The 24,155-nt window shown below is 72.6% G+C and carries 17 protein-coding genes and 1 pseudogene; 8 read left to right on the top strand and 10 right to left on the bottom strand.

Annotated elements, in window-relative coordinates; genetic code table 11:
- Positions 1–423: 423 nt before the first annotated feature.
- On the bottom strand, positions 424–837 hold the full coding sequence (locus tag ACIA8X_RS29795) for a PaaI family thioesterase (protein WP_393446915.1): 414 nt from the start codon (positions 835–837) through the stop codon (positions 424–426).
- Between the two features lie 188 nt (positions 838–1,025).
- Between ACIA8X_RS29795 and ACIA8X_RS29790 the strand changes: the two genes are divergently transcribed.
- Positions 1,026–2,387, top strand: coding sequence for a S1 family peptidase (locus ACIA8X_RS29790; RefSeq protein WP_393446913.1), 1,362 nt, complete (start codon positions 1,026–1,028; stop codon positions 2,385–2,387).
- 119 nt (positions 2,388–2,506) lie between these two features.
- On the opposite strand, the gene ACIA8X_RS29785 is transcribed toward ACIA8X_RS29790, so the two are convergent.
- Positions 2,507–4,657: a SpoIIE family protein phosphatase gene (locus ACIA8X_RS29785; protein WP_393447346.1), complete on the bottom strand. Its 2,151-nt coding sequence runs from the start codon at positions 4,655–4,657 to the stop codon at positions 2,507–2,509.
- A 357-nt stretch (positions 4,658–5,014) separates the two neighbouring features.
- Between ACIA8X_RS29785 and ACIA8X_RS29780 the strand changes: the two are divergent.
- Positions 5,015–5,596, top strand: a pseudogene (locus ACIA8X_RS29780) (LuxR C-terminal-related transcriptional regulator); the annotation flags it as partial.
- On the opposite strand, the gene ACIA8X_RS29775 reads toward ACIA8X_RS29780, so the two are convergent.
- The 4 genes from ACIA8X_RS29775 to lanKC form a co-directional block, all read right to left on the bottom strand.
- On the bottom strand, positions 5,519–7,474 hold the full coding sequence (locus ACIA8X_RS29775; protein WP_393446911.1) for an ATP-binding cassette domain-containing protein: 1,956 nt from the start codon (positions 7,472–7,474) through the stop codon (positions 5,519–5,521). The pseudogene ACIA8X_RS29780 and the gene ACIA8X_RS29775 sit on opposite strands and share 78 nt — an antisense overlap.
- A gap of 321 nt (positions 7,475–7,795) precedes the next feature.
- The gene (locus ACIA8X_RS29770; RefSeq protein ID WP_399459548.1) at positions 7,796–9,505 is read right to left on the bottom strand and encodes an ABC transporter ATP-binding protein; all 1,710 of its coding nucleotides are present in this window, start codon (positions 9,503–9,505) and stop codon (positions 7,796–7,798) included.
- A 128-nt stretch (positions 9,506–9,633) separates the two neighbouring features.
- Entirely contained in the window at positions 9,634–9,750 is a 117-nt protein-coding gene (locus ACIA8X_RS29765) for a SapB/AmfS family lanthipeptide (protein WP_093909968.1), read from the bottom strand.
- 59 nt (positions 9,751–9,809) lie between these two features.
- Positions 9,810–12,416, bottom strand: a complete 2,607-nt coding sequence (gene lanKC / locus ACIA8X_RS29760; RefSeq protein WP_393446907.1) for a class III lanthionine synthetase LanKC — start codon at positions 12,414–12,416, stop codon at positions 9,810–9,812.
- A gap of 187 nt (positions 12,417–12,603) precedes the next feature.
- On the opposite strand from lanKC, the gene ACIA8X_RS29755 reads away from it, so the two are divergent.
- The 5 genes from ACIA8X_RS29755 to ACIA8X_RS29735 all read left to right on the top strand — a co-directional run bounded on the left by ACIA8X_RS29755 (position 12,604) and on the right by ACIA8X_RS29735 (position 18,907).
- Positions 12,604–15,057 carry a SpoIIE family protein phosphatase gene (locus ACIA8X_RS29755; protein WP_393446905.1) on the top strand — a complete coding sequence of 818 codons (2,454 nt, stop codon included), beginning with the start codon at positions 12,604–12,606 and terminating at the stop codon, positions 15,055–15,057.
- A 128-nt stretch (positions 15,058–15,185) separates the two neighbouring features.
- Complete coding sequence (locus tag ACIA8X_RS29750) at positions 15,186–16,253, top strand: glucose-1-phosphate thymidylyltransferase (protein ID WP_393446903.1); 1,068 nt, start codon at positions 15,186–15,188, stop codon at positions 16,251–16,253.
- Positions 16,250–17,239, top strand: coding sequence for a dTDP-glucose 4,6-dehydratase (gene rfbB, locus ACIA8X_RS29745; RefSeq protein WP_393446901.1), 990 nt, complete (start codon positions 16,250–16,252; stop codon positions 17,237–17,239). The genes ACIA8X_RS29750 and rfbB overlap by 4 nt, the downstream gene beginning before the upstream one ends.
- Positions 17,236–18,117 (top strand): dTDP-4-dehydrorhamnose reductase, encoded by an 882-nt coding sequence (gene rfbD, locus ACIA8X_RS29740; RefSeq protein WP_393446899.1) that lies wholly within the window; start codon positions 17,236–17,238, stop codon positions 18,115–18,117. The genes rfbB and rfbD overlap by 4 nt, the downstream gene beginning before the upstream one ends.
- Positions 18,104–18,907, top strand: a complete 804-nt coding sequence (locus ACIA8X_RS29735; protein ID WP_393446897.1) for a class I SAM-dependent methyltransferase — start codon at positions 18,104–18,106, stop codon at positions 18,905–18,907. Before rfbD ends, ACIA8X_RS29735 begins: the two co-directional genes overlap by 14 nt.
- 99 nt (positions 18,908–19,006) lie before the next feature.
- On the opposite strand, the gene rfbC is transcribed toward ACIA8X_RS29735, so the two are convergent.
- Positions 19,007–19,618 (bottom strand): dTDP-4-dehydrorhamnose 3,5-epimerase, encoded by a 612-nt coding sequence (rfbC, locus tag ACIA8X_RS29730; RefSeq protein ID WP_393446895.1) that lies wholly within the window; start codon positions 19,616–19,618, stop codon positions 19,007–19,009.
- 4 nt (positions 19,619–19,622) lie between these two features.
- Positions 19,623–21,560 carry a glycosyltransferase family 2 protein gene (locus ACIA8X_RS29725; protein ID WP_393446894.1) on the bottom strand — a complete coding sequence of 646 codons (1,938 nt, stop codon included), beginning with the start codon at positions 21,558–21,560 and terminating at the stop codon, positions 19,623–19,625.
- Between the two features lie 164 nt (positions 21,561–21,724).
- Here ACIA8X_RS29725 and ACIA8X_RS29720 point away from each other — a divergent pair, with 164 nt between their 5' ends.
- Positions 21,725–22,225 (top strand): metallophosphoesterase family protein, encoded by a 501-nt coding sequence (locus ACIA8X_RS29720; RefSeq protein WP_393446893.1) that lies wholly within the window; start codon positions 21,725–21,727, stop codon positions 22,223–22,225.
- A gap of 196 nt (positions 22,226–22,421) precedes the next feature.
- Here the strand turns inward: ACIA8X_RS29720 and ACIA8X_RS29715 are convergent, their stop codons facing one another.
- Positions 22,422–23,030 carry an SRPBCC family protein gene (locus ACIA8X_RS29715; RefSeq protein WP_393446891.1) on the bottom strand — a complete coding sequence of 203 codons (609 nt, stop codon included), beginning with the start codon at positions 23,028–23,030 and terminating at the stop codon, positions 22,422–22,424.
- Between the two features lie 19 nt (positions 23,031–23,049).
- Positions 23,050–24,150 carry an XdhC family protein gene (locus ACIA8X_RS29710; RefSeq protein WP_393446889.1) on the bottom strand — a complete coding sequence of 367 codons (1,101 nt, stop codon included), beginning with the start codon at positions 24,148–24,150 and terminating at the stop codon, positions 23,050–23,052.
- Between the last annotated feature and the right edge of the window lie 5 nt (positions 24,151–24,155).

The raw sequence follows: 24,155 nt of genomic DNA, 5'->3' as shown, positions 1-24,155 counted from the left end.
TGGGGACAGATGACGGCCGCGACCGCTGGTGCCCGGCATCCGTTTCCGGAAGCCGTTGGCGGCCCCTGCGGTGCGATGGATCAAAGCACGCCCGAGGTGGGGGCTTCCAATCAAACATCCGTCTCACCAGGGCACTTGAGTCTCCGGAGCATCCATCCGTGCAGACTTGTGCACGTCTCGTAAGCGACTTCTTCACAAGCGTCACAGCATCGGCTCCGACAAGCTGTTGCGCCCGTCATGGAGAGCTCCGTCGGTGCGGCGGCGAATCCGACACTCCCGTCCCAAGAGGGTGACCGGCGGTAGCCCCTTGTGCAGAACCCCGGCTCCCGGTGACTTCGTTGAGTATTGAATGTGCAGATTCGCTGGAGCCTGGATTGTCCTCGCTGTGCACGACCGACCGTTACTGATCGGTAGCGGATCGTGTCAGCCCAGAATCGCGTACACCGTGCTCGCCCGGGCGGCGATTTCTCCCGAACTCTCGTCGGTCATCGCGATGTCGGTGAACGCCATACGGCGGCCCAGTTTGGTGACGACCGCTTCGATCAGGACATCCGAACCGATCACCGCGCGCTGGAACGACGTCGACTGCTGCACCGTGGTCATCGGCCCGTACGCCCCGCGTGCCGCCGACACGGCGATCACGGTCGCGGTGTCGGCGGCAGCCATCAGCGCCTGCCCCGACAGTGCGCCGCCCTCCCGTGCCAGCCCTTCCGACCAGGGCATTCGCAGGACCGCGCGATGATCTTCCACCGCCTCGACGGACAGGCCGAGGCGGAGCACCCAGGGGGCGAAATTGGCGGAGAGGATCTTGTCGGCTTCGGCGGTGGTCATCGTCATATGGGGGATTGTTCCCGCCGCCGGACCCCTGGACGCGTTCCCTGGCCGAATACGTGGCCCGAGTCGGTTGCCCGCAAACGGAATTGAACGCCCCACCCGAACCGTGCGTACCAACTGCCAACCAGGCGCCCCGAACAGCCGCCGCAGAGACGGCGGCACAGACCCCGTCCCCCAGGAGGTCGAGAAGTTTGAGTCACAAGCGAATTCCGAAGCGCAAGGCCGCGATAGCCGCGGGCAGCGTGGTGGCGCTCGGAGCGGCCGCGATCCTGCTGCCGAACGCCAACGCGTCCCAGGACGGCGCGTCGGACGCAGCCGCCGCCCCCAAGACCCTGAAGGCGGCGGACGCGTCGGATCTCGCCTCGCAGCTCGAGGGTCTGCTCGGCGACGCCTTTGCCGGTTCCTACTACGACTCCGGCAGCCAGCAGCTCGTCGTCAACGTCATTCCGGGCGACGACAACAACGTGATCGTCCAGGCGAAGCAGGCCGGTGCGAAGGTCCGCGAGGTCGAGAACAGCCTGGACGAGCTCGCGTCCGGCGCGCAGACGCTGAAGTCCGAGGCGACCATCCCGGGCACGGCCTGGGCGGTCGACCCCAGAACGAACAAGATCCTCGTCACCGCCGACAGCACCGTCACCGGCGACAACTGGGACCAGCTGGAGTCGACCGTGCAGAGCCTCGGCTCGGGCATGGCGACCGTCAAGAAGTCGGCCGGCACCTTCAAGACGTTCCTCTCCGGCGGCGACGCCATCTTCGCCGGCGGGTCACGCTGCTCCGCCGGCTTCAACGTCACCGCGGGCGACGGCACCCCCGCCTTCCTGACCGCCGGCCACTGCACGCTCGCCGGCAACGAGTGGTCGGACGCCGAGGGCGGCCAGCCGATCGCCACCGTCGATCAGTCCACCTTCCCCGGCGACGGAGACTTCGCGCTGGTCAAGTACGACGACCCGGCGACCCAGGCCCCGAGCGAGGTCAACGTCGGCGACCAGACCGTCCCGATCAGCCAGGCCGCGGACGCCGAGGTCGGCCTCCAGGTCTTCCGGATGGGCAGCACGACCGGACTGAACGACGGCCAGGTCACGGGGCTGGACGCCACCGTGAACTACCCGGAGGGCACGGTCACCGGGCTCATCCAGACCAACGTCTGCGCCGAGCCCGGCGACAGCGGCGGCTCCCTGTTCACCCAGGACGGCCTTGCGGTCGGCCTCACCTCCGGCGGCAGCGGTGACTGCACGGTCGGCGGCGAGACCTTCTTCCAGCCGGTGACCACCGCCCTGGAGGCGGTCGGCGCGACCCTCGGCGACGCCGCGGGCGGCGCGGGCGCGGGTGACGAGGCCGGAGCCGGTGAAGAGGCCGGTGCCGGTGCCGGTGAGGAAGCGGGCGCGGGCGAGGAAGCCGGTGCCGGTGAGGAAGCCGGAGCCGGTGAGGAAGCCGGAGCCGGTGAAGAGGTCGGCGGTGAGGAAGCCGGTGCCGAGGAGGAGGTCGGTAACGGCAACGCCGACGGCACGGGCAACGGCCTCGGTGAGATCGTCGGCAACGGCGTCGGGAACTGACGCAGGGACACCGACGCAACAGTCCGAGTGAAGCGCACGAACGTGGTCCGGCCCTCCGGCGGGAGGGTCGGACCACGTCGCGTCCGGGGCCGTCGTCCCGCTACCCGCGACCGGGGCTCTCAGCCCAGCGCCCGCAACAACAGCAGCGCCACATCGTCCACCCGGTCCCGTACCGCCGTGCTGTGCCGGACGAGCAGATCGGCCAGCTCGTCGAGCGGTCGCTCCCCGGCCTCGGCCAGCACCTGCCCCAGATCGGCGAGCGCGTCCTCGATGTCGACGCCGGGCGACTCGATCAGCCCGTCGGTGTAGAGGACGAGCACACTGCCGGCCGGGAGGTCGACCTCCGTCGTCGGATAGGTGGGCGAGCCGTCGATGCCCAGCAGCGGGCCACCGGCGAGATCGAGCACCCGCACCCGTCCGTCCGGCCGTCTCAGCAGCGGCGGCGGATGCCCGGCACGCGCCATCACCGCCCGCCCGTGCGCCGGGTCGAGGCGCAGGTACAGACAGCTGGCGAACAGGTCGGAACCGAGGTCGAGCAGCAGCCGGTTGGTGCTGCGCATGACCTCCTCGGGTGGCTGACCGACGGTCGTGTACGCCCGTACGGCGGTGCGGATCTGGCCCATCAGGCCGGCCGCGGTGACGTTGTGCCCCTGTACGTCCCCGATCACCGCCGCCGCCAGGCCCTGCTCCGTCGGCACCAGGTCGTAGAAGTCGCCGCCGATCTCCATGCCCTGTGTGGCGGGCAGATAGCGCGCGGCCGCTTCGATGCCGGGCAGTTGCGGCAGCGAGTGGGGGAGCAGAGCGGCCTGCAGGCCGTGCGCCAACTGGTGCTTGGCGTCGTATAGCTGGGCCCGCTCCAGCGCCTGCGCGATCAGCCCGCCCAGGCTGGTCAGGACCGCCCGCTCGTCCGCGGGGAAGGGATGCGGCTCGGCGTAGGCGAACATGCAGGTGCCGACCGGGCGGCCGGAGGCGATCAGCGGCAGATACGCCCAGGCCGCGAAGCCGTCGGGGGTCGCCTGCCGCACCGGATAGAGCCGGTCCAGCTCCTGCCGGGAGTCGAAGAACGCGGGCACCCCGGTGGTCAGGGCGTGCGCGCCCGGAGTCGGCTCGGTCAGCGGCAGCCCGTCGAACCGCTCCACGGTGTGCGGATCCGGATAGCCGCGGTGACCGAGCACATGCAGCCGGCCCGCCTGCGAACCCAGGACGACCAGGGCCTGGCTGCCGACGGCCGGGACGATCTCGTCCGCGACCAGCTGCACCACGTCCTGCACGCTCGCCGCCTCGGTGAGCGCACCGGCCAGACTCAGCACCTGGGAGATCGTCACCAGCCGGGCCGGCGTGTCGTCCGGCTGGGGCCCGCTGCGGCCCATCTCGGCCACCGCGCGGGCACGGCTGATGCGCACGCTCAGGCCGGTCGTGCTCGGATAGATACGGAACGACAGCCAGTCTCCGGGCGGGCGCAGCGCCACGAACGACGTGGTGTGCTGGCTCATCAGCGCGGCCCGGTAGCGGTCCTCGTACACGGGGTCGTTCAGCCAGGGCACCGTCGCCCACAGCTGGTTGCCGAGCAGCCGGTTGACCGGGAGGCCGATCAGCTCGGCCGCCGCCGGGTTGGCGAAGCTGATCCGGCCGTGCAGATCGAGCGAGCACAGCCCGTACGGCAGCCGCGACACCATCCGTGCCGCCTCCACCGTGCCGAGCGTGCCCGCCGCGCCGCTGAACGCCGGCCCGGCGACCAGATCGGGCTCGGGCAACGGCGGGCGACTGTCCTCCATGGCCCGCTCCAGCCGCATGGCGAGCCGTCGGCAGGCGGCCGTCAGATGTTCCTCCTCCCGGTCCGACAGCTCCGGGGGATGCGAACCCGGCCAGGTCACGAAGATCGCGCCGTAGGCGGTCGACGCGGTGGCCACGGGCAGCGCGGCCAGCGCGAACGGATACGGCAGGACGACGGCGATACGGGGATACCGCGCCGCCATGTCCTCCTCGCCCCCGACCCAGACCAGGCGCCGCTCCCGCACCGCCTCGGCGACCGGGATCGGTGCGCTCAGCCCGACCCGCTCCCACGGGGCCGCGAACGCCCGGGGCAGTCCCGCCATCACCGCCATCTCCAGTACGGGCTCGTCGGCGGCCAGCAGATACACGGCACCGGAGTGGGCCTCTACCTCGTCCATCATCGAGGCCAGCGCGAGCGACAGCAGCGGTCGGCCGACCCGCGTGCGCGCGGCCGCCGGTGCCTGGGCGGACGTCTGCCCGTCGGACACGCCGACCACCTCCTCGCACGGGCGCGTCCCGGAGGCGACCCGGTCCGCTCGCGCGAGCCGGGCCCCAGGGCTCAAATCTCCCCCCTCGCGGGCCTTCGCGCACGGCGAGCGGGCGGTGCGGGGCCGGGTGAGCGCGCGGGTGGAGCGTTGGGCGAGCGCGGGCGGGCGGCCGGGTCGGCCCGGCGTGAGGCTCGTGCCCCGGCGCACGGGTACCCGCGCCACGGCGAGATCCGCCCGCGTACCCCCTCACCCCCGGCCCATGCCCCCGCAGTCGAAGCGCGGGGCGGCGTGCGGGCGCCGCCCGTGCGCCCCCGCGCACCCTGATGGCTGGATCTTCGCGCCCGGTGATGGTGCCGGACGCGAACAATGGGGCACGCGCTCCTCACCGCGGAACCGGCGTACGGCGAACCGAGAGGACGGTCAGTGATCCGGGTGCTTCTGGTGCACGACGCATGTCTGGTCAGGTCGGTCCTTGCGGAGTGGCTGCGCCGGGAATCGGACCTGGGGGTGTTCGACGCTTCGTGGCACAGCGCGGCCGGCCGGCTGCGATCCGTGCGTCCGGACGTCTGCGCGGTCGACCTCGACTGCTCGGACGCCTACGGCATCCCGCCGCTGGGCGACCTCACCGCACGGGAGACGGGCCGGACACCCCCACGGTTCCTCGTGCTGGCGAGCGCGAACAGGCCGGGCCTGCTGAAGCGGGCCGCCGAGGCCGGGACGCTCGGCTACGTGGACAAGGAGGGCTCGCCCGAGAACCTCGTGCACGGGATCCGGCGCGTCGCCCAGGGGGAACGTTTCATCGACGACTCGCTGGGCTTCGGCTTCCTCAGGGCCGCCGAGATGCCGCTGACCCGGCGCGAGCTGAGCGTGTTATCCCTCGCCGCCGAGGGGGCCTCGGTGGCGGAGATCGCGGGGAGTCTGCACCTGTCCCACGGGACCGTGCGCAACTATATGGCCGCCATCACCCGCAAGACCGGTGCCCGCAACCGCATCGACGCGATCCGGATCTCGCAGGGCGAGGGCTGGCTGTGACGGTACGGGCGTCCAGCCGCCCGCGAGTTCGCGGTACGACTGCGAGTGGCGCAGGAGTTCGTCGTGTGTGCCGTACGCCGTGTGCCGGCCGTCCATGACCAGCACCCGGTCGGCGCGGCGGGCCGAGCTGAGGCGGTGCGCGACGACCACCAGGGTGCCGCCCGGCCGGTCCGCGAAGGCCCGCTCCGCACGTTCCTCGGCCCGCGCGTCCAGGTGGCAGGTGGCCTCGTCGAGCAGGGCGAGCGGGGCCCGCGACAGATAGGCCCGGGTCAGGGCGACGAGCTGCCGCTCACCGTCCGAGAGCGCCGCCGGATCGACCGTCGCGGCCGGCCCACCGAGCGCGCCGAGCAACGGCAGGAGCCCCACGGCATCCGCCGCGGCGAGCAGCTCCGCCTCGGGCACGGGGTCCGGCCGCAGCAGCCCGAGGTTCTCGGCGAGCGTGCCGGTGAACACATACGCCTCCTGCGGGATCAGCACCCGCAGCGCGGCAGCTTCCGGCCCCGGCACCAAGCGCCCGCAGAGCCGGACGGTGCCCCGGCCCGGTTCCAGCAGCCCGGCGATCAACGCGGTGAGCGTCGACTTCCCGATGCCGCTCGGGCCCACGACGGCCAGGTGGGCGCCGGGCGGGAGGGTGAGGTCCAGGTCGTCGATGACGGGGGTCGCGGAGCGGCCGTAAGCGAAGGTGACGGAGGTGAGGGAGAGGGAGGGGGAGGGAGAGGGAGAGGTGTGGGAGGGCGGTGCTGGGGATGGGCCGCTAAGGCAGGTGCACGCTTCTGTGTCAGCCCCAGTTTCTGCTCCCGCCCCCGCTTCTGCCTCAGCCCGCGCTTCTGCTGCAGCCCTGGCATCTGCCCCCGCACCCACCCCCGGTGAGGCCTCGCGGGTCACCCGCCGCAGCACCACCACCAGCCGCGCCCCGCTCGTGCCCAGCCCGTGGACCAGGTTGTGCAGGGCCGGGAGCAGGGACTGGGTGACGTAGGCGAGGGCGCCCACGAGCGCGCCGGTGGTGACGCCGTGGGCAAGGAGCCAGGGCGCGCAGGCGAGGAGCAGCACCATCGGTAGGTGGCCACCCAGCGCGAGCGAGATCACGCGCAGGACACCCCATCGGGCGAGGGAGCAGGCAGCGCGCCGCTCGGCGTCGACACGACTCTCCGTGGCGGCGGCGACCCGTTCCTCCGCGCCGGCCGCCGTGATGTCTCGCAACCCCGGGCAGACGGCGCCGAGCCCCTCGGCCAGCGCCTCATCGGAGGCGAGGAACGCCTCCTGCCGGCGGGCGAGCGGTCGCAGCGTCGCCGCGAAGAGGCCCAGGCCCGCGGCGAGCGGAGGCCCGACGACCAGCAGAAGCAGCGGGTCGAGCGATACCAGGCCCACGACGGCACCGACCGCGGTGAACACGAACGAACGCGACACCATCACCAGCCCGGCGAAGGTGTCCCGTGCGATCTCGACCTGCTGGGTCAGCCCGGACAGCGCCCCGGCGTCCGCCTCCCGCACCCCGCGCGAGACGACCCGCGCCACCAGCCGGTCCCGGAGCGGCTCGGTCAGCGCGGCGACCGCGCCGTACACCCGCACGGTGCCGAACGCCCCCACGAGCACAGCCAGACCGGCCACCCCGAGCCAAGCGAGCCCGGTCCCAGGCCGCCCGGTGAGGAACCCCTCGTCCAGGGCGCGGGCGAGCGCGAACCCGGTGAGAAAGGTCTGCCCGGTCTCCAGAACCGACCAGGCACCCAGCCGCGCGACGCTCCGCCATCGGTCCGCCAGGAATCGACGCCCGCGCCGCCGGACGCTCTCGGTCATGGCCCCGCCCCGTTCGCGAGCACCGCCCGGTACTCCGGGGTTTCCCACGGTTGCTCGTGCCGTCCCACCGTCCGCATCCGCTCTCTGTTCACCCGGCCGCATGACGCTCCGCCATCGGTCCGCCAGGAATCGACGCCCGCGCCGCCGGACGCTCTCGGTCATGGCCCCGCCCCGTTCGCGAGCACCGCCCGGTACTCCGGGGTTTCCCACGGTTCCTCGTGCCGTCCGACCGTCCGCATCCGCTCTCTGTTCACCCGGCCGCATGACGCCCCGCCACCGGTCCGCCAGGAATCGCCGCCCGCGTCCCCCGGACGCTCTCGGTCACGGCCCCGCCCCGTCCGCGAACACCGCCCGGTACTCCGGGATCTCCCACAGCTCCCCGTGCCTCCCCACCGCCCGCACCCGCCCCCCGTCCAGCCAGGCAACCGCGTCCGCGCGGGACGCCGTGGTGGCGCGGTGGGCGATCAGGAGTCGGGTGGTGAGCTGGTCGCCGCTGTTCACGAGGGCTGCTGTGATGCGGGCCTCGGTGACCGTGTCGAGGCTGGAGAGGGCGTCGTCGAGGATGAGCAGTCGGCCGCCGTGGGCGAATGCCCGGGCGAGGCCGAGGCGTTGGGACTCCCCGCCGGAGCGCGAGGCGTCGGCGACGGGGGTGGCGTAGCCCTGGGGCAGGCGGCACACGAAGTCGTCCGCGTGGGCCGTGCGGGCCGCATCTCGGATGCGGGCGGGGGAGGGGCACGACAGGGTGAGGCCGATCTCCTCCTCGACGGTGCCGCCCAGGAGGGCGGGACGCTCGAAGGCGTAACCGACGGCACGGCGCAACGCGTCGTGGGTGAGGTCACGCAACGCCACCCCGTCGAGCAGCACCTCTCCCTCGTCCGGCTCGGCCAGCCGTCCGGCGACCGCGGCGAGCAGCGACTTGCCTGCGCCCGACCGCCCCACGACGGCCAGCGTCGTCCCGCCCTGCACCACGAGGTGGACGCCGTCGAGCACGGCACGGCCACCGCGCCGGGCGGTCACCCCGCGCAGTTCCAGCCGGCCCGGACCGGGCGGAAGGCTTCGCTTGCCGTAGCAGGTGGTGGGCTCCGTCAGGACCTCGTGGAGGCGTTCCGTTGCCGTGCGGGCCCGGGCCAGCCCGGCGAGTTGTCCGACCAGCACGCCGACCCCGGCGGCGAGGACCGCGTATCGGGAGGCCGCGAGCACGTCGCCCACCGTCAGCCGGTGCCGGGCGAGCAGCACGCCGGCCACGGCGACGACGCCGAGCTGGAGCAGCGGGGCCACGGCCACGGACTGGCCCGCTGCTCTGCCCTGCACCTGCCACATGCGGTGCCCGGCGTCGGACAGTTCGGGCAGTGGGCGCAGGATCCGTGCCGTCTCCCGGTCGGCCGTCCCCGACGCCTCGATGGTGCGGTGCCCGCGGACGGCCTCCGAGAGCGCCTGCGCGATCCGCCCCTGCGCCTCTTGGTAGCGGACGACGCAGTCCCTGGTGTCGCGGGCGAAGGCCCTCAGCAGCAGTGCCAGCACCGGTGCCCCGGCCAGCAGCACGGCCGCGAGCCACGGGTCGATCAGGGCGAGGGCCACGATCCCGCCGACCGGTCCGGCGAGCGCGGCGAGCAGCGCCGCACGGGCGGTCGGCGCCGTGCCGGCCTGGGCGGCGATGCCGACGAGGCGGGCGACGAGGTCTCCGGGGCCGAAGCGGGCGGCGGCGCGCGGGCCGACGGCCAGGACATGCCCGGTCAGGCGGAGGCGAAGGAAGGCGGAGGTGCGGGCGTCGACCGTGCCGCGCAGCACGGTCTCGCACACGTCGAGCAGGGTGAGCAGGAGGAGGATCCCGGCGCAGTACAGCACCCAGTGGGTCGCCGGGGCCCGGGTCAGCAGCAGGTCCAGGGTGTGTCCCAGCGCGGCGGGCAGCAGCAGACCGGCGCCGGTCGCGGCCGTGCTCACCAGGCACAGGGCCAGAGTGCGGACGGGCGCCGGACCGAGCGGGCCCGGGAGCGCTCTGATGGCTTCCGTCTTACGGTCGGCATCCGTCATAAGACCGTCTTCCGTCTTACGGCCGTCTTCCGTCATACGGCTGCGACCCTTCCGGGTCTGTACAGGACCCCGGGCGGCCCCTCCCTCGCGGGAGCGGACCGCCCGGAGCCCTGGGCGCACGGTGCTCGTCAGAGACAGAGCGTCAGGCTCGCCGCGCTGACGCAGGACAGCAGGCTGAGGGTGCTGGGGCCGCCGCCTTCGGTGCGCTCTTCGGACTCCATCGCCTGCAGGTCGAGCAGTGCCATGTCGTTTTCCTTCCTTCGGTGTCGTCCACCCGTGGGGACGGGGTTGGGTCACGGCTCCGTCAGATCGCGGAACCGCGCTGTGAGGGCCGCCCGAGCGGCGGCAGGAACGGCAGGTGTGCGGGGGCCGGATCGCCGGGGGCCGCGTGGGCCGCGCCGAGCGCGAGCAGGCACCCCGCCGTTCCGGTGCCCAGGTCCATCGACAGCCGCATCATCTGGTGGCCGGGGAAGGCCAGTTGGCCCTGGTAGTCCATCGCGAACCAGCCGAGCCCGGCGATCTGCTCGGCGAGCCGTTCCCCGGTCGCTCCGGGCGTGGTGGTGCGGGCGAGGTGCAGGATCATCCCGGCCCGGCCCTGGAACAGACCGGGCTGAACGTAGAAGCGGCTGGTCGCGGCGGTCAGGATCCCGGCGCGCGACCGCTCGAACTCCCCGTCGGGGTCGCCGACTTGGGCGAGGTAGTCGTCCAGGACCATCCCGATGCCCGCACTCCCGTCACCGAGGTAGGGCAGCGTCCGCCAGCCCTCGTCGACCTCCAGCGAGCCGCTCGGGTGCGTCATGCAGCACTCCACGTCCCGGCCGAGCGCCACCCCTGCCGCTGCCAACAGCCCCGGCTCACCGGTCCGTTCGTACTGCCGCAGCAGGAACAGCGCGGGTCCGCTCGCACCCCGCAGCAGCCCGGCCCGGCGACGCCGGGGAGTGTCCGGAAGTGGCTGCGCGAGTCGTCGTACGAGGATGTCGGCGACCTCGGTGGCACGGTCCCGCAGCTCCGTCTCGCCGGTCGTGTGCGCCAACTCGCCCAGGACCAGGCCGAGTCCGGCCAGTCCGCCGTGCAGGTCGGAGGAGAGGTTCTGCCACCGCTCCGCGAGGATCCCCTCGATCAGGTCCAGGGCGCGCTGTCGGTGACCGAGCCGATCCAGGACGTGGGCGACGCCCGCGAGGCCGTCGTACAGCCCGAGCGGCGTGCCCGTCGGCGGCGGTGCGGTGTGGGCCAGGAGCCAGCGCTCGCCCTCCTCGTAGCGCTCGGCACCGACCGCGTGCAGCGCGTACAGCACCCCGGCCGCACCGTGCGCCAGCCCGAGGCCGCCGCCGTCGGAGAACTGCGTGATGTCGCCGGGGAAGAGCCGGTCGTCGCGCTCCGGGGTCGCCGAGGCGAGGAGCGCCTTGACCATGGAGTCACGGCTGTACGGCCAGTCGCCCGGTTCGACATGGGAGGGCGCGGGCGCGGTGGTGCCCCGCGTGATCTCCGCGACGGCCTCGTCCAAGAACTCCCGGGATACGTCCGGGAATTGACGTGAGATCACCTCGGCGAGGTGGGCCGCCTTGCCCCGGTCGACCACGAACAGCGTGGTGACCGGCAGGAACAGGGCGAGCCGCAGACACGCCAGCGCGTAGCGGTCCACGTCGGCGCCGGTGCGGTCCGGCGGGGCGAAGAAGCCGGGATGGGCGACCACCTGGCGGCCCTGCTCGGCGATCGGTGCCGCCGCCTCGAAGTCGAGCAGGGACACCGCCTCCTCGTCGGGGCCGACCATGATGTTGAAGACGTGCAGGTCGTTGAAGGCGATCCCGCGCGCGTGCACCGCCTCCACCGCCCGCTGCACGGCCCGGTGAATGCGCACCGCCCACGCCGTGTACTCGGCCACCTCCTTCGGGTCGGGATCCGGGGTCAGCAGCGGATGCCGCTCCGCGAAGAACGAGTTGAGCGGGCGCCCCTGAAGGAAGTCCATGACGAGGAACCGGTGGTCGCCGAGGGTGAACCAGTCCCGCACCTGCGGCACCACCCCCGTCCCCGCCACCTGCTCCAGTGCCGCCTTCTCCCGCTCCAGGCGCGCGACCGCGTCCGCCCCGTCGGCGGCCAGCCCCGCGTGCGGCCGCCCCTCCTTGAGGACGACCCGGCGCCCGTCCCGGGTGTCGGTGCCCACGTATACCCCGCCGCCGTTGGAGAAGTGCAGGGCCCTCTCGATGCGGTACGGCAGATCGCCCACCGTCGTCGTGTTGCGTGCCGCCAGATGCGGCTCCAGGAACGCCGGCAGCGTCACCCACTCGGGCACCTGGAAGGACGGCGCCCGCCGGTCCGGCACCCGCTTCCCCTCGCCGTCCAGAACCGCCGGGACCAGCGAGCCGCGCTCGTCGACGACGAAGGTGCGCGCGAAGGCGCCGTAGCGGACGTAGAGCGGGCCGTCGTACCAGCGCAGATCGGTGAGGATGTACGGCCCTTCGAAGCCCTCCAGGAGCCGGCCGAGCTCGCGCAGCACGAGATGCAGCTGGTCCTCGTCGGCCGGGTAGATCGTGACGAACTTGCCGCTGGAGTCGCGTGCGGCGTACTTGGTGTTGCGCAGGTGCAACAGATTCGGGCCCGGCACGAACTTGAACGGGATGCGGCGGGGCACGCAGTAGTCCCACACGATCGTGGCGATCCGCTCCGCGTTCGCCCGCGTGGCCGAGGCGTGGATCTTCCAGCCCTGCGCCGGGCCGGGCACCGGCGCCCCGTCCGCGTCGAGCGGCGTGAGCGCGAGCCAGTCGCCGATCCGCGCCGCCTCCCAGCCCTCCGGCGCATCGCGCCGCGCCGTCTCGTACCGGTGCCCGGTGTCCCGCGCCCCCGCGGACATGCGTTCCGGCGTCTCGTAGAAGTGCCGGTCGGCGAGCGCGTACACCTCGTACCGCTTGTCCATGCCTCCCCCTCCGTGGCCCGTCGCCGAGACTTCCAGCGGGCCGGCGGGCACCGACAGTCATGACTGTCACGAGATCGCCGTGCGGAACGCATGCGTCAAGAACTGTTCGGAGGGTTTCGAGCATGTCGCACGTCAACGCACCATCGAACGGTCACAAGGGCTGCGCACGTGGCCCACAAGCGCTGTAATGGCGGACGTGGTCACTGAGGGCGCTGCGGGACGCAGGACGAGGCGTCAGCGTGCCGAGGGTGCCCTGAAGGCGCTTTCTGTCGAGCCCGACTCGCCCGAGCGGCTGCGCCGGGTCCTGGAGCAGGCGCTCGTCTTCGGCCGCGCCTCCTTCGTCGCCGTGTACACACCGAGTGAGGACGGCGAGCTGCTGTGCCTGGTCGAGTCCGCCGGTGTGCCCCGCACGCTGTACGGCCTGCGCGACGGCTACGCCCTGGCCGGACGGTCCCCGGTCGCCGACGCCCACCGCACCGGGCGCCCCGTGTGGCTCACCCCGGAGGAGCTCGCCGGTCTTGCCGAGTCGCGGCGGGCGACGGCGGGGGACTTCCATCTGGCCGCCGTCCCCGTCGGCCGCGACGGAGGCGGCTGTCTGCTGGCCGTGAGCGAGAGCCCCGGCGGCTTCGAGCCCGACGACCGTGCGTGCCTGGAGCTGATCGCCGAGGCCGTGACCCTCCCCGGCCGGCCCGCGGCCACCGAGGAGGGCGAACTGCCGGGCAACGCCTTCAGCCTCGCCATGGACACCGGCCGGGTCGACGTGGGTGACGACATCCTCGCGCTGTTCGGCCTGGTCCCGGACACCTTCGACGGCAAGGTCGAGACCCTGCTGGGCCTGACCGTGCCCGAGGACCTGCCCTCGCTGATGTCCGTCGTCGAGGCCGACCACATGTCCATCGGGGACCGCGAGCTGGAGTTCCGGATCCTGCAGCCCACCGGCCCGCCCAGGTGGCTCCGGCTGCGTGGCCGCATCCTGCCCGGCGGCGAGGGCGTCCCGGCCCGCCTCGCCGGCACCGTCGCCGACGCCTCCACCCTGCGCGCCGAGGTCACCGACGTGGCCCGCGTCCAGCGCCTGGCCGCCGCCCTCGCCACCGCCGGTACCGTCCGCGACGTCAGCCACGCCGTCGTCACCGCCCTGCGGGGGCCGCTGCGCGCCGACCGCATCGCGCTCGCCGAGCTGGAGAACGACCGGCTCGTCGTCACCGTCCTCGACCCGCCCGAGCCCGAGTCCTGGCCCGAGCTGTGGCGCCTGGAGTGGCGTACCGAATGGCCCGACGCCCCGGTGCGCGCCATGCCCACCCTCGCCGCCGCCCTGCGCGAGGGCCGTGCCCAGATCTGGCCGGCCGGCAGCGCGCTGGAGCCCGCCCTCGCCGAGGTCGGCCCCGGTGGCCTGGCCGTCCTGCCCCTGCCCGCCGGGGGCCGGATGGCCGGCGCCTGCCTGATCGGCTGGGACGCCCCGCACGACTTCGGCCCCGACGAACGCGCCCTGCTCACCGCCTCCGCCGGCCTCGCCGGCCAGGCCCTGCTGCGCGCGCACGCCTTCGACGCCGAGCACGAACTCGTCGGCATGCTCCAGCGCCAGCTGCTGCCCCGCCGCCTGCCCCGGCTGCCCGGCGCGAAGGCCGTCGCCCGCTATCTGCCGACCACGGCAGGGCTGGAGGTCGGCGGCGACTGGTACGACGTGATCCCGCTGCCCGACAACCACGTGGCCCTCGTCATCGGCGACGTCCAGGGTCACAGCGCGGCAGCCGCCACCCTCATGGGCCAGATGCGCACCGCCCTGCGCGCCTACGCCGCCGAGGGGCACCCGCCGGACGTGGTCGTCCACCACGCCAACCGCCTCCTCATGGACATGGAGACCGACCTCTTCGCCACCTGCTGCTACGTCGACGTCGACCTGGAGGAGGGCTCCGCCTGGTGCGTGCGCGCCGGGCATCTCCCGCCGGTGCTGCGCCACCCGGACGGCAGCACGGAGATCGTCGAGGCCGAGGGCGGCCCGCCGCTCGGCGTGGTGCGGCAGGCCGGCTTCCCGATGAGCCCGCTGGGGCTGCGGCCCGGCACCGTGGTCGCCCTCACCACCGACGGCCTCGTCGAGTCGGCCGACGCCGACATCGACGACGGCATGGACCGGCTCGCCCACGAACTCGGCCGCTCCGACCCCGCCCACCTCGGCCTCGTCGCCGACGCCCTCCTCGTGGGCGCCCGCCGCAGCGACGACATCGCCCTGCTCCTCATGCGCTACGACGGCATGGCCGTGCGCCCGCTGCGCGAGACCTGGACGGTCTGGCGCGTCCCGGAGGCCGTCGGCCACGCCCGCCGCTTCACCCGGCGCACCCTGCGCGCCTGGGGCGTGCCGCCGCAGGACATGGACGCCGCACTGCTCGTCGTCTGCGAACTCGTCACCAACGCCCTCGTGCACACCGACGGACAGGTCCGCCTCTACCTCACCCTCGTCAACCACCGGCTGCGCGTCGCCGTCGCCGACGCCTCACCCCGTACCCCGGTCAAGCCCACCAGCATCAGCTGGGAGGCCACCGGCGGTCGCGGCGTCCTCCTGGTCGAGGCCGTGTCGGCGACCTGGGGAACGGTGCCGGTGAGTGGCGGAAAACAGGTGTGGAGCGAGATCGCGTTGAGCGGATGAGGCCGGTCTGAGGCCGGTCCCAGATCAGTCTCAGACCGGTTTTCGGTGAACGCCCGGCGGCGCGGCCGTTACGAACAAGCCAAACCCGACCCCATCAAATCGGCCGGATCCGGGCTAAGGTGAACCAGATGAAGGCTCTCGTGCTGTCCGGCGGCGCCGGTACGCGCCTGCGGCCGATCACGCACACTTCGGCCAAACAGCTCGTGCCGGTGGCCAACAAGGCCGTGCTCTTCTACGGGCTGGAATCCATCGCCGAAGCCGGCATCACCGACGTCGGCGTGATCGTCGGCGACACCGCCGCGGAGATCCAGGACGCCGTCGGCGACGGCACCAGATTCGGCCTGGACATCACCTACATCCCACAGGAACGCCCCCTGGGACTGGCCCACGCCGTCCTCATCGCCCGCGACTACCTGGGCGACGACGACTTCGTGATGTACCTCGGCGACAACTTCATCGTCGGCGGAATCACCGACCTCGTCGACGAGTTCCGCGGCAACCGCCCCGACGCCCAGATCCTGCTCACCCGCGTCCCGGACCCTCGCTCCTTCGGCGTCGCCGAACTCGACGGCCTCGGTCAGGTCATCGGCCTTGAGGAGAAACCGGAGCACCCCAAGAGCGACCTCGCCCTCGTCGGCGTCTATCTGTTCACCCCGCTGATCCACGACGCCGTTCGCGCCATCGAGCCGTCCTGGCGCGGCGAGTTGGAGATCACCCACGCCATCCAGCACCTGATCGACTCCCGCGCCGACGTGCGCTGCACGGTCATCAAGGGCTACTGGAAGGACACCGGGAACGTCGCCGACATGCTGGAGGTCAACCGGACCGTCCTGGAGGGCCTCGCGCGCCGCATCGACGGCGACGTCGACGACGCCTCGGAGACCGTCGGCCGGGTGGTCGTCGAGGCGGGCGCACGCATCGTCAACTCGCGCATCGTGGGCCCCGCCGTCGTCGGCGCCGGCACCCTCGTCGAGGACTCCTACGTCGGCCCCTTCACCTCCATCGCGGAGAACTGCCGTATCACCGACAGCGAGTTGGAGTTCTCCATCGTGCTGCGGGACGCCTCCATCGACGGGGTGGGCCGGATCGAGTCCTCACTCATCGGGCGGCACGCCGAGGTCACCCCGGCGCCCAGTGTTCCCAGCGCCCACCGACTCGTCCTCGGAGACCACAGCAAGGTGCAGATACACACATGAACCTCCTCGTCACCGGCGCCGCCGGCTTCATCGGCTCGACGTACGTCCGCACGCTGCTGGCCCGCGACGCACCCGCAGCGCCCGACGCGCCACGGATCACGGTGCTGGACAAGCTCACCTACGCCGGAACCCTGGACAACCTCGAACTCGCCCACCCCAGGCTGGAGTTCGTGCGCGGCGACATCCGGGACGCCGAACTCGTCGACAAACTGATGGCCGAGGCCGACCAGGTCGTGCACTTCGCCGCCGAGTCCCATGTGGACCGCTCGATCACCGGCGCCGGCGACTTCGTCCGCACCAACGTGCTCGGCACCCAGACCCTGCTGGACGCGGCCCTGCGCTACCGGGTCGAACCCTTCGTGCACATCTCGACGGACGAGGTCTACGGCTCCGTCGCCACGGGTTCGGCCACCGAGGAGGACCCGTTGCGGCCCAGCTCGCCGTACTCCGCCTCCAAGGCCTCCTCCGACCTGCTCGCCCTCGCCTACCACCGCACCCACGGCCTCGACGTCCGCGTCACCCGCTGCTCCAACAACTACGGCCCGCACCAGTTCCCCGAGAAGGTCGTCCCGCTGTTCATCACCAACCTCCTCGACGGCGAGAGGGTCCCGCTCTACGGCGAGGGCCTCAACGTCCGCGACTGGCTGCACGTCGACGACCACTGCCACGCCGTCGAACTCGTCCGCGCCCAGGGCCGCCCCGGCGAGACCTACAACATCGGCGGCGGCACGGAGCTGACCAACAAGGACCTCACCGCCCTGCTGCTGGAGGCCTGCGGAGCCGGCTGGGACCGGGTGCGGCACGTCGAGGACCGCAAGGGCCACGACCTGCGCTACTCCGTCGACTGGACCAAGGCCCGCACCGAACTCGGCTACCGCCCCCGCCACGACTTCGCGTCCGGCCTCGCCGCCACCGTCGCCTGGTACCGCGACCACCGCGCCTGGTGGGAACCCCTCAAACACCGCGTGGGTGAGGAGCACGGATGAGGTGGCTGGTCACCGGCGCGGGCGGCATGCTCGGCCGCGACACGGTCGAGGAACTCCTCGCCCGCGGCGAGCAGGTGACCGGCCTCGACCACACCGCCCTCGACATCACCGACCCCGAGGCCGTCGAACACGCCCTCGCCGCGCACCACCCCGACCTGGTCGTCAACTGCGCCGCGTACACGGCCGTCGACGACGCCGAGCAGGACGAGGAACGGGCCCTGCGCGTCAACGGCGACGGCCCGCGCCTGCTCGCCCGGGCCTGCGCGGCGTACGACGCCCGACTGATCCATGTCTCCACCGACTACGTCTTCGCCGGGGACGCCCGGACCCCGTACTCCGAGGACGATCCCCCCGCCCCCCGCACGGCCTACGGCCGCACCAAACTCGCGGGTGAGCGGGGTGTGCTGGACGAACTCCCGGCCGCGAGCGCCGTCGTGCGCACCGCCTGGCTCTACGGCGTCCACGGGCGCAGTTTCGTCCACACGATGATCGAGCTGGAGGCACGCCGAGACACCGTGGACGTCGTGAACGACCAGCGTGGCCAGCCCACATGGAGCGCCGACGTCGCCAGGCTCGTCGCCGACCTCGGCCCGCGCGTCGGCCGCGACGCCACCGGCGTCCTGCACGCCACCGCCTCCGGCGAGGCCACCTGGTACGACCTCGCCCGCGAGGTGTTCCGGCTCCTGGGCGCCGACCCCGACCGGGTGCGCCCCGTCACCAGCGAGGCCTTTCCCCGGCCGGCACCCCGCCCCGCGTACAGCGTCCTCGCACACGGCCGCCGGCAGGAGCTCGGCCTCGCTCCGGCGCGTGACTGGCGCACCGCCCTGCACGAAGCACTGCCCCGGATCCGCAAGGAGACCCTTCGTGAAACGCCATGAGTTCCTGAGGGAACTGCACAAGGTCAGCGGCAACCGCAACTACCTGGAGATCGGCGTCAACGACGGCCGCAGCCTTCGGCTGTCCCGCGTCCCGACCATCGCCGTCGACCCGGCCTTCAAGGTCGTCACGGAGATCCGCTGCGACGTGCATCTCGTGAAGGCCACCAGCGACGACTTCTTCGCCCGCGACAACCCGTTCGTCCACCTCAGGGGCGGCCGGCATCCGCTCCGGAACGTGCGCCGGGGGCGCCGTCCGCTCGGGTACTGGCGGCGTACCGTCCTCGACCTGTCGTTCATCGACGGCATGCATCTGTTCGAGTACGCGCTGCGGGACTTCATGAACATCGAGCGGTACTCGGACTGGACGAGTGTGATCGTCTTCGACGACATGTTGCCCCGCAATGTCGACGAGGCGGCGCGGGACCGGCATACCGGGGCATGGACCGGTGACGTGTACAAGATCGCCGAGATCCTGGCTCGGTATCGGCCTGATCTGGTGGCTGTTCCGGTCGATACGCAGCCGACCGGGCAGCTGGTCGTCTTCGGTGCGGATCGTCGGAATACGGTGCTGCGGGATCGGTACGACGAGATCGTGGCCGAGTATGACGTGCCCGATCCGCAGAAGGTGCCCGAGGCGATCCTGGAGCGGGCCGGGGCGGTGGCGCCTGCGGCTCTGCTCGACGGGAGCTTCTGGAGGCCGTTGGCTCGGGCTCGCACCCTTGGCGTCGGGCGCTCGCGAGGGTGGGAGGCGTTGCGCGCGGCGGTTTCGCGGGTTGCCTCCGGCGGGTGAACGGTGCGCTTCGGATAGTGCCGCGATGTGTTGTCGTGCGTCTGCGGGTGCCTTGTGGCTGGTCGCGCAGTTCCCCGCGCCCCTGAAGGGGCGCTGCTGTCAGCCTTGGTCGAGACGTCCCGTGCGCAGCTGGTTGTAGTGGGCCTTGCAGGTCTCGTACGACGGGAGCAGGCCCGTCCGCTCTGCCGCCGCCAGCGTCGGCGCCTGCGCGTCCTTTGGGGACAGCAGTGGCGGGATGTGCTCCGGCCACGCGATGCCCAGCTCGGGATCCAGCGGGTGTACCCCGTGTTCGCGGTTCGGGGCGTAGGGCGTCGAGCACAGGTAGGTCACCGTGGCGTGGTCGGTGAGGGCCATGAAGGCGTGGCCCAGGCCTTCCGCGAGGAACACGGCTTGGTGGCTGTCGTCGTCCAGGCGCAGGGTCTCCCAGTGGCCGAAGGTGGGGGAGCCGACGCGGAGGTCGACCACCACGTCGAGGACGGCGCCGCGCAGACAGGTCATGTACTTGGCCTGGCCGGGCGGGACGTCCGAGAAGTGCACGCCCCGTAGGACGCCCCGGCGGGAGACCGAGCAGTTGGCCTGGGCAAGGGGCAGGTCGTAGCCGGTGGCCTCGCGGAACTCCTCGCCTCGGTACCACTCGTGGAAGCTGCCCCGGTCGTCCGGGAAGGCCTTGGGCTCCAGCGCCCAGGCGCCTTCGATGCCGAGGGACCGCATGCCGTCACCTCCTCCTGGCGCCGGCCCTGGCCCGCAGCCGGGCAGCCGTCCGGCCCAGGAGCGTGCCGAGCCTGCGTCGTGCCCTGCGAGAAAGCCGTCGCAGGGCGCCGGGGCGGGGCGTGCGCACGACTCGTACGCCGCCTGCCCGGGCGCGCAGGGCGAACGGCAGCGTGAGGAAGCGCGGGCCGGGCGCGCCGAGTGCCGCCCGCCAGGTCGCCCCGCGCAGCTCGCCCAGGGGCAGCGTGGCCTCCAGCAGGGCGCCCGATCCGTGCGGGGTGAGTGTGGCGGGCACGTCGTGGATCGTGGCGGGCGACGTGAGCCGCAGCGACAGCTCGGTGCCGTCGTCGGGGACGTGCAGGGGGAGCGGTGCGCGCAGCCGGGTGCCCGAGAGCGTGACGTCCTCCGGTGCGAGGGCGTCGAGGCCGACGCGGTGGGTCGCGCGGTCAACGTCCAGGGCTAGGTTCGCGTGCGGTGCGGTCCAGTACGGCAGGACCACATGGCCGCCGACCACGCCGGCGTACGGGGCCGGGCGGTCCTTGCGCGGGGCGGGGCCGAGGCGGCACTCCTTCGTCCAGCCGCCCAGCTTGACGCGGACGAAGGCGTCCCACAGGCCGTCGTGGGTGAGCGTCGCGGGATCCAAGGTGGCGGTCGCGCGCAGCACCTGACGGACGCCGCCGTCCCCGGCCGGCACGTCCTCCCGGGTGAACTCCACCGGCTGGAAGTACTGGGCGGCGCCGACGCGCTCGCGCAGCAGCAGGTCGGCGGTGGCGTCGCCGAACCGGGCGACGGTGTCGGCGCCCACCCATGCGATGGCCGCGGCAAGGTCCGCGGGCGGGCAGTCGAGCGGCGTACGGGCCGTGTCGGCGGCGAAGGTCATCGGCTCACCGGCGACCGTGTGCTCGGCGGTGAAGCCGACCCGTAGCGTGCCGTTCTCCCACACGACGCGCTCGGGCACGGCACGCAGGGCGATGCCGGCCTCCCACTCGGCGAAGGCCTCTACGTCGTCGTACCGGTCCGCCGCGATCAGCGCGGCCACGACCTGCTGCGTCGGCTGCAGCCCGGCCGCCACACCGGGGCCGAAGCGCTCCACGACGACCTGGTGGATCTCCTCGAACAGCCCCCGCCGCCAGTCCGCCGGCATGGTGAGGAAGCGCCGCCCGCGCATCCGCTCGACCATCTCCACCCGCAGCCACCGCCGGAACAGCCGGTCGCGCGCGGGGCCCGGCTCGGTGTACCGCTCGACGACATCCAGGGCCTCCCGCAGGTTCTTGAAGTAGCCGCCCGGGTCGAAGCGCTGGAAGCCGGCGTTGGAGGCGTCGTCGCGACGCACGTGGTAGTAGCAGACGTAGTCGCCGAGCACGGAGACGTTGCTCGCGCGCAGGTACGCCTCCGTGACGAAGACGTGGTCCTCCAGGCGCCGTCTGCCCTCGGGGAAGCGCAGGCCGATGTCGTCGAGGAAGGCGCGGCGGAACATCTTGTGCGGGGTGAGGCTGTCGATCAGTGGCGAGTTGTCGACGGTGGCGCGCGGGTGGTTGCGGCGGAACAGCTCCACCGGCACCCCGCGGCCCTTGCCGGCCATCTTGCCGACCACGACGTCGGCGGCGTTGGCCACGCCGTAGTCGTACATCCGCTCCAGGGCCTCGTCGCCGAGGTAGTCGTCGTTGTCGACGAACATCACGTACTCGCCCCGGGCGGCGCCGATGCCGACGTTGCGGGGCTTGCCCGACCAGCCGGAGTTCGCCTGGTGAACGACGGTCACCCGGGGTTCCGCGGCGGCGAGCGCATCGAGCCGGGCGGGCGTGTCGTCGGTGGAGCCGTCGTCGACGAAGATCACTTCGTACTCGTCGGGCGGCAGCGACTGTCCGAGCAGCGAGGCGATGCAGTCCTCGATATAGACCCCCGGGTTGAACACGGGGACGACGACGCTGACCTTGATCGGCATCCGGCTCCGAGCCCCCTAGGGGTCGCTGTGCGTTTGCGTCAGATTACGGTGCTCGTGGCCAGATCCTAACCGTGTAGCCGGTTATGTCCACCGCTCAACCAAGTCTCGGCGCTCGACGAAGGGCCATCCCGCCCGGTGATCTTCCCCGCCGGTAGCCTGACGACGTGCGTCTGCTGCTGATGTCCGACACCCACCTGCCCAAGCGCGCCAAGGAACTGCCGGCCGCGCTGCTCGCCGAACTCCCGCGCGCCGACGTGGTGTTCCATGCGGGGGACTGGGTCGACGTGGCCACGCTCGATCTGTTGGAGAGCCGCTGCGCGCGACTCGTCGGCGTCTACGGCAACAACGACGGACCCGAGCTACGCGCCCGGCTTCCCGAAGTGGCGTACGTCGACCTCGGCGGCCTGCGTTTCGGAGTGGTCCACGAGACCGGCCCGGCCCAAGGCCGCGAGGCGCGCTGCGCCGCCCGCTATCCCGACCTGGACGTCCTGGTCTTCGGGCACAGCCACATCCCCTGGGACACCACCGCCCCGTCAGGCCTGCGCCTGCTCAACCCCGGCTCCCCGACGGACCGCCGCCGACAGCCCCACTGCACCTACATGACCGCGACCGTGGGAGAGGGCGGGCTCATGGGCGTGGAGCTGCACCGGCTGCCTCAGCGCTGACGGCCGGGCAACAAGGACCGGGCCGCTCCGTCCGTGTGGAAGCGGCCCGGCGCTGGTTATGCGCTGTCATGGACCCCCTTCCCGCTCAGAGGCTGTGGCTCGGAGGCATGGATGCCTCCATGGTGGCGCGACTACCCCGTCACGCCGGGCTTACACCCTCTGACGGCGGTCATTTACGCCGGCTTTTTGGCGGCGGTCATTTACGTCCGCCTCGCCGCCACCGCCGTACCCGTGCCACCACCAGCACCCCCACCACCACCGCCACCACGGCCCCCGCGCGCTTCGCCACCGGCACCCCGGCCGTGCGGAGCAGATCGAGCGGCTCGTCGGGCTGCTCCTCGGCCACCGCCGCACTCCCCGCGGGCTCGGCCAGCCGCTCCGACAGGCACGCGGCGAACTGCCCGACCAGCCGGTCGCCCACCTCGGCCATCACGCCACGCCCGAACTGCGCCGGACGCCCGGTCACCGTCAGATCGGTACGTACCGACACGGCCGTACCGCCGTCGTGCTCACTGAGCGTGCCGGTCATCGTGGCCCGTGCGGTGCCCTGCCCGTGCGTCTCCCGGCCGCTGGCGAGCAGCACCATGCGGTGCGCCGTCTCGTCCTGGTCCTCGAAGACCGCGGTGCCCTTGTACGTCACGGTGATCGGACCCACCTTGACCTTCACCGCGCCGGTCACGGTCTTGCCGTCGTACTCCTCGACGCTCGCCCCGGGCATGCAGGGCGCGACGTGCTCGATGTCGAGGAGCGTGCGCCAGGCCTCGTCGACCGGGACCGGGACGGTGAACTCGTGGTGCAGCTCCATGACTTCCTCCAGTCGGCTGCTACGACGATGGATGGATCGCGCCCGCCGTGGCGGTCAGCGGGACTCCCGTGCCGCCCCACCGCAGCGCGACGATCTCGGCGGCGACGGACACGGCGACCTCCTCGGGCGTCCGGGCCCCGAGGTCGAGCCCGAGCGGGGAGCGCAGCCGCGCCAACTCGCCTTCGGTGAGCCCGGATTCGGTCAGCCGCTTCCTCCGGTCGTCGTGCGTACGACGGCTGCCCATCGCCCCGATGTACGCCGCCGGGCGCCGCAGCGCCTCCTCCAGCAGCGGCACGTCGAACTTCGGGTCGTGGGTGAGCACGCAGATCACCGTGCGCTCGTCGGTGTCGGTGCCGCTCAGGTAGCGGTGCGGCCAGTCGACGATCACCTCCACGCCCTCCGGGAAGCGCTTCGGCGTGGCGAAGACCGGGCGGGCGTCGCACACCGTGACCCGGTAGCCGAGGAAGTCGCCGACGCGGGCGACCGCGGCCGCGTAGTCGATCGCGCCGAAGACCAGCATGCGGGGCGGCGGCGCGAAGGAGTGCAGGAAGACGGTGACGGCGTCCTCGCGGCGTTCGCCGTGCGGGCCGTAGTGCCTCAACCCCGTGGCACCGAGGGCGAGTTCGCCGCGCGCGTCGGCGGTGACCGCCACGTCCAGGCCGGAGGCGCCGAGCGTCCCGGCGACCCGGTCCGGCCACACCACCAAGGTCGCCCCGCGCGGCGCGGGCCCGTCGGTCACCGTCGCCACGGTCACCGGACGGCCCGCCGCGACCGACTCCGCGACCTCGCTGAAAGAGGGATCCGAGTCGGCCGTAACCGGACGCACCAGCAGGGTGATCTCGCCGCCGCAGGTCAGTCCGACCGCGAAGGCGTCCTCGTCGCTGTACCCGAAGGTCTCCAGCCGCGCCTCGCCGCTCGCCACGACTTCTTGCGCGAGCTCGAAGACGGCCCCCTCGACACAGCCGCCGGACACGCTCCCCACGACCTCGTCGTCCGGGCCGACCGCCATCGCGGCACCGGGGTCACGCGGGGCGCTGCGGCTCGTCGCGACCACCGTGGCGAGTCCGAAGGGCACCCGGGCCGCGTGCCAGCGGCCGAGCCTCGGGAGGATCTCACGCATACTCC

Origin of the sequence: Streptomyces sp. NPDC051738 (assembly GCF_044453205.1) — a bacterium.
In the GTDB taxonomy this organism is placed as follows: domain Bacteria; phylum Actinomycetota; class Actinomycetes; order Streptomycetales; family Streptomycetaceae; genus Streptomyces.
Note: the sequence above shows the minus strand (reverse complement) of the source record. Positions and strands in the feature narration are given on the sequence as shown.

What these genes read in the sequence shown, in the direction of transcription:
- ACIA8X_RS29715 (WP_393446891.1), bottom strand. Translation starts at nt 23,030, where the DNA reads ATGGAGCTGCACCACGAGTTCACCGTCCCGGTCCCGGTCGACGAGGCC.
- ACIA8X_RS29725 (WP_393446894.1), bottom strand. Translation starts at nt 21,560, where the DNA reads ATGCCGATCAAGGTCAGCGTCGTCGTCCCCGTGTTCAACCCGGGGGTC.
- ACIA8X_RS29795 (WP_393446915.1), bottom strand. Translation starts at nt 837, where the DNA reads ATGACGATGACCACCGCCGAAGCCGACAAGATCCTCTCCGCCAATTTC.
- lanKC (WP_393446907.1), bottom strand. Translation starts at nt 12,416, where the DNA reads ATGGACAAGCGGTACGAGGTGTACGCGCTCGCCGACCGGCACTTCTAC.
- rfbC (WP_393446895.1), bottom strand. Translation starts at nt 19,618, where the DNA reads ATGCGGTCCCTCGGCATCGAAGGCGCCTGGGCGCTGGAGCCCAAGGCC.
- rfbB (WP_393446901.1), top strand. Translation starts at nt 16,250, where the DNA reads ATGAACCTCCTCGTCACCGGCGCCGCCGGCTTCATCGGCTCGACGTAC.
- ACIA8X_RS29710 (WP_393446889.1), bottom strand. Translation starts at nt 24,150, where the DNA reads ATGCGTGAGATCCTCCCGAGGCTCGGCCGCTGGCACGCGGCCCGGGTG.
- ACIA8X_RS29765 (WP_093909968.1), bottom strand. Translation starts at nt 9,750, where the DNA reads ATGGCACTGCTCGACCTGCAGGCGATGGAGTCCGAAGAGCGCACCGAA.
- ACIA8X_RS29750 (WP_393446903.1), top strand. Translation starts at nt 15,186, where the DNA reads ATGAAGGCTCTCGTGCTGTCCGGCGGCGCCGGTACGCGCCTGCGGCCG.
- ACIA8X_RS29775 (WP_393446911.1), bottom strand. Translation starts at nt 7,474, where the DNA reads ATGACCGAGAGCGTCCGGCGGCGCGGGCGTCGATTCCTGGCGGACCGA.
- rfbD (WP_393446899.1), top strand. Translation starts at nt 17,236, where the DNA reads ATGAGGTGGCTGGTCACCGGCGCGGGCGGCATGCTCGGCCGCGACACG.
- ACIA8X_RS29770 (WP_399459548.1), bottom strand. Translation starts at nt 9,505, where the DNA reads ATGACGGATGCCGACCGTAAGACGGAAGCCATCAGAGCGCTCCCGGGC.
- ACIA8X_RS29755 (WP_393446905.1), top strand. Translation starts at nt 12,604, where the DNA reads ATGGCGGACGTGGTCACTGAGGGCGCTGCGGGACGCAGGACGAGGCGT.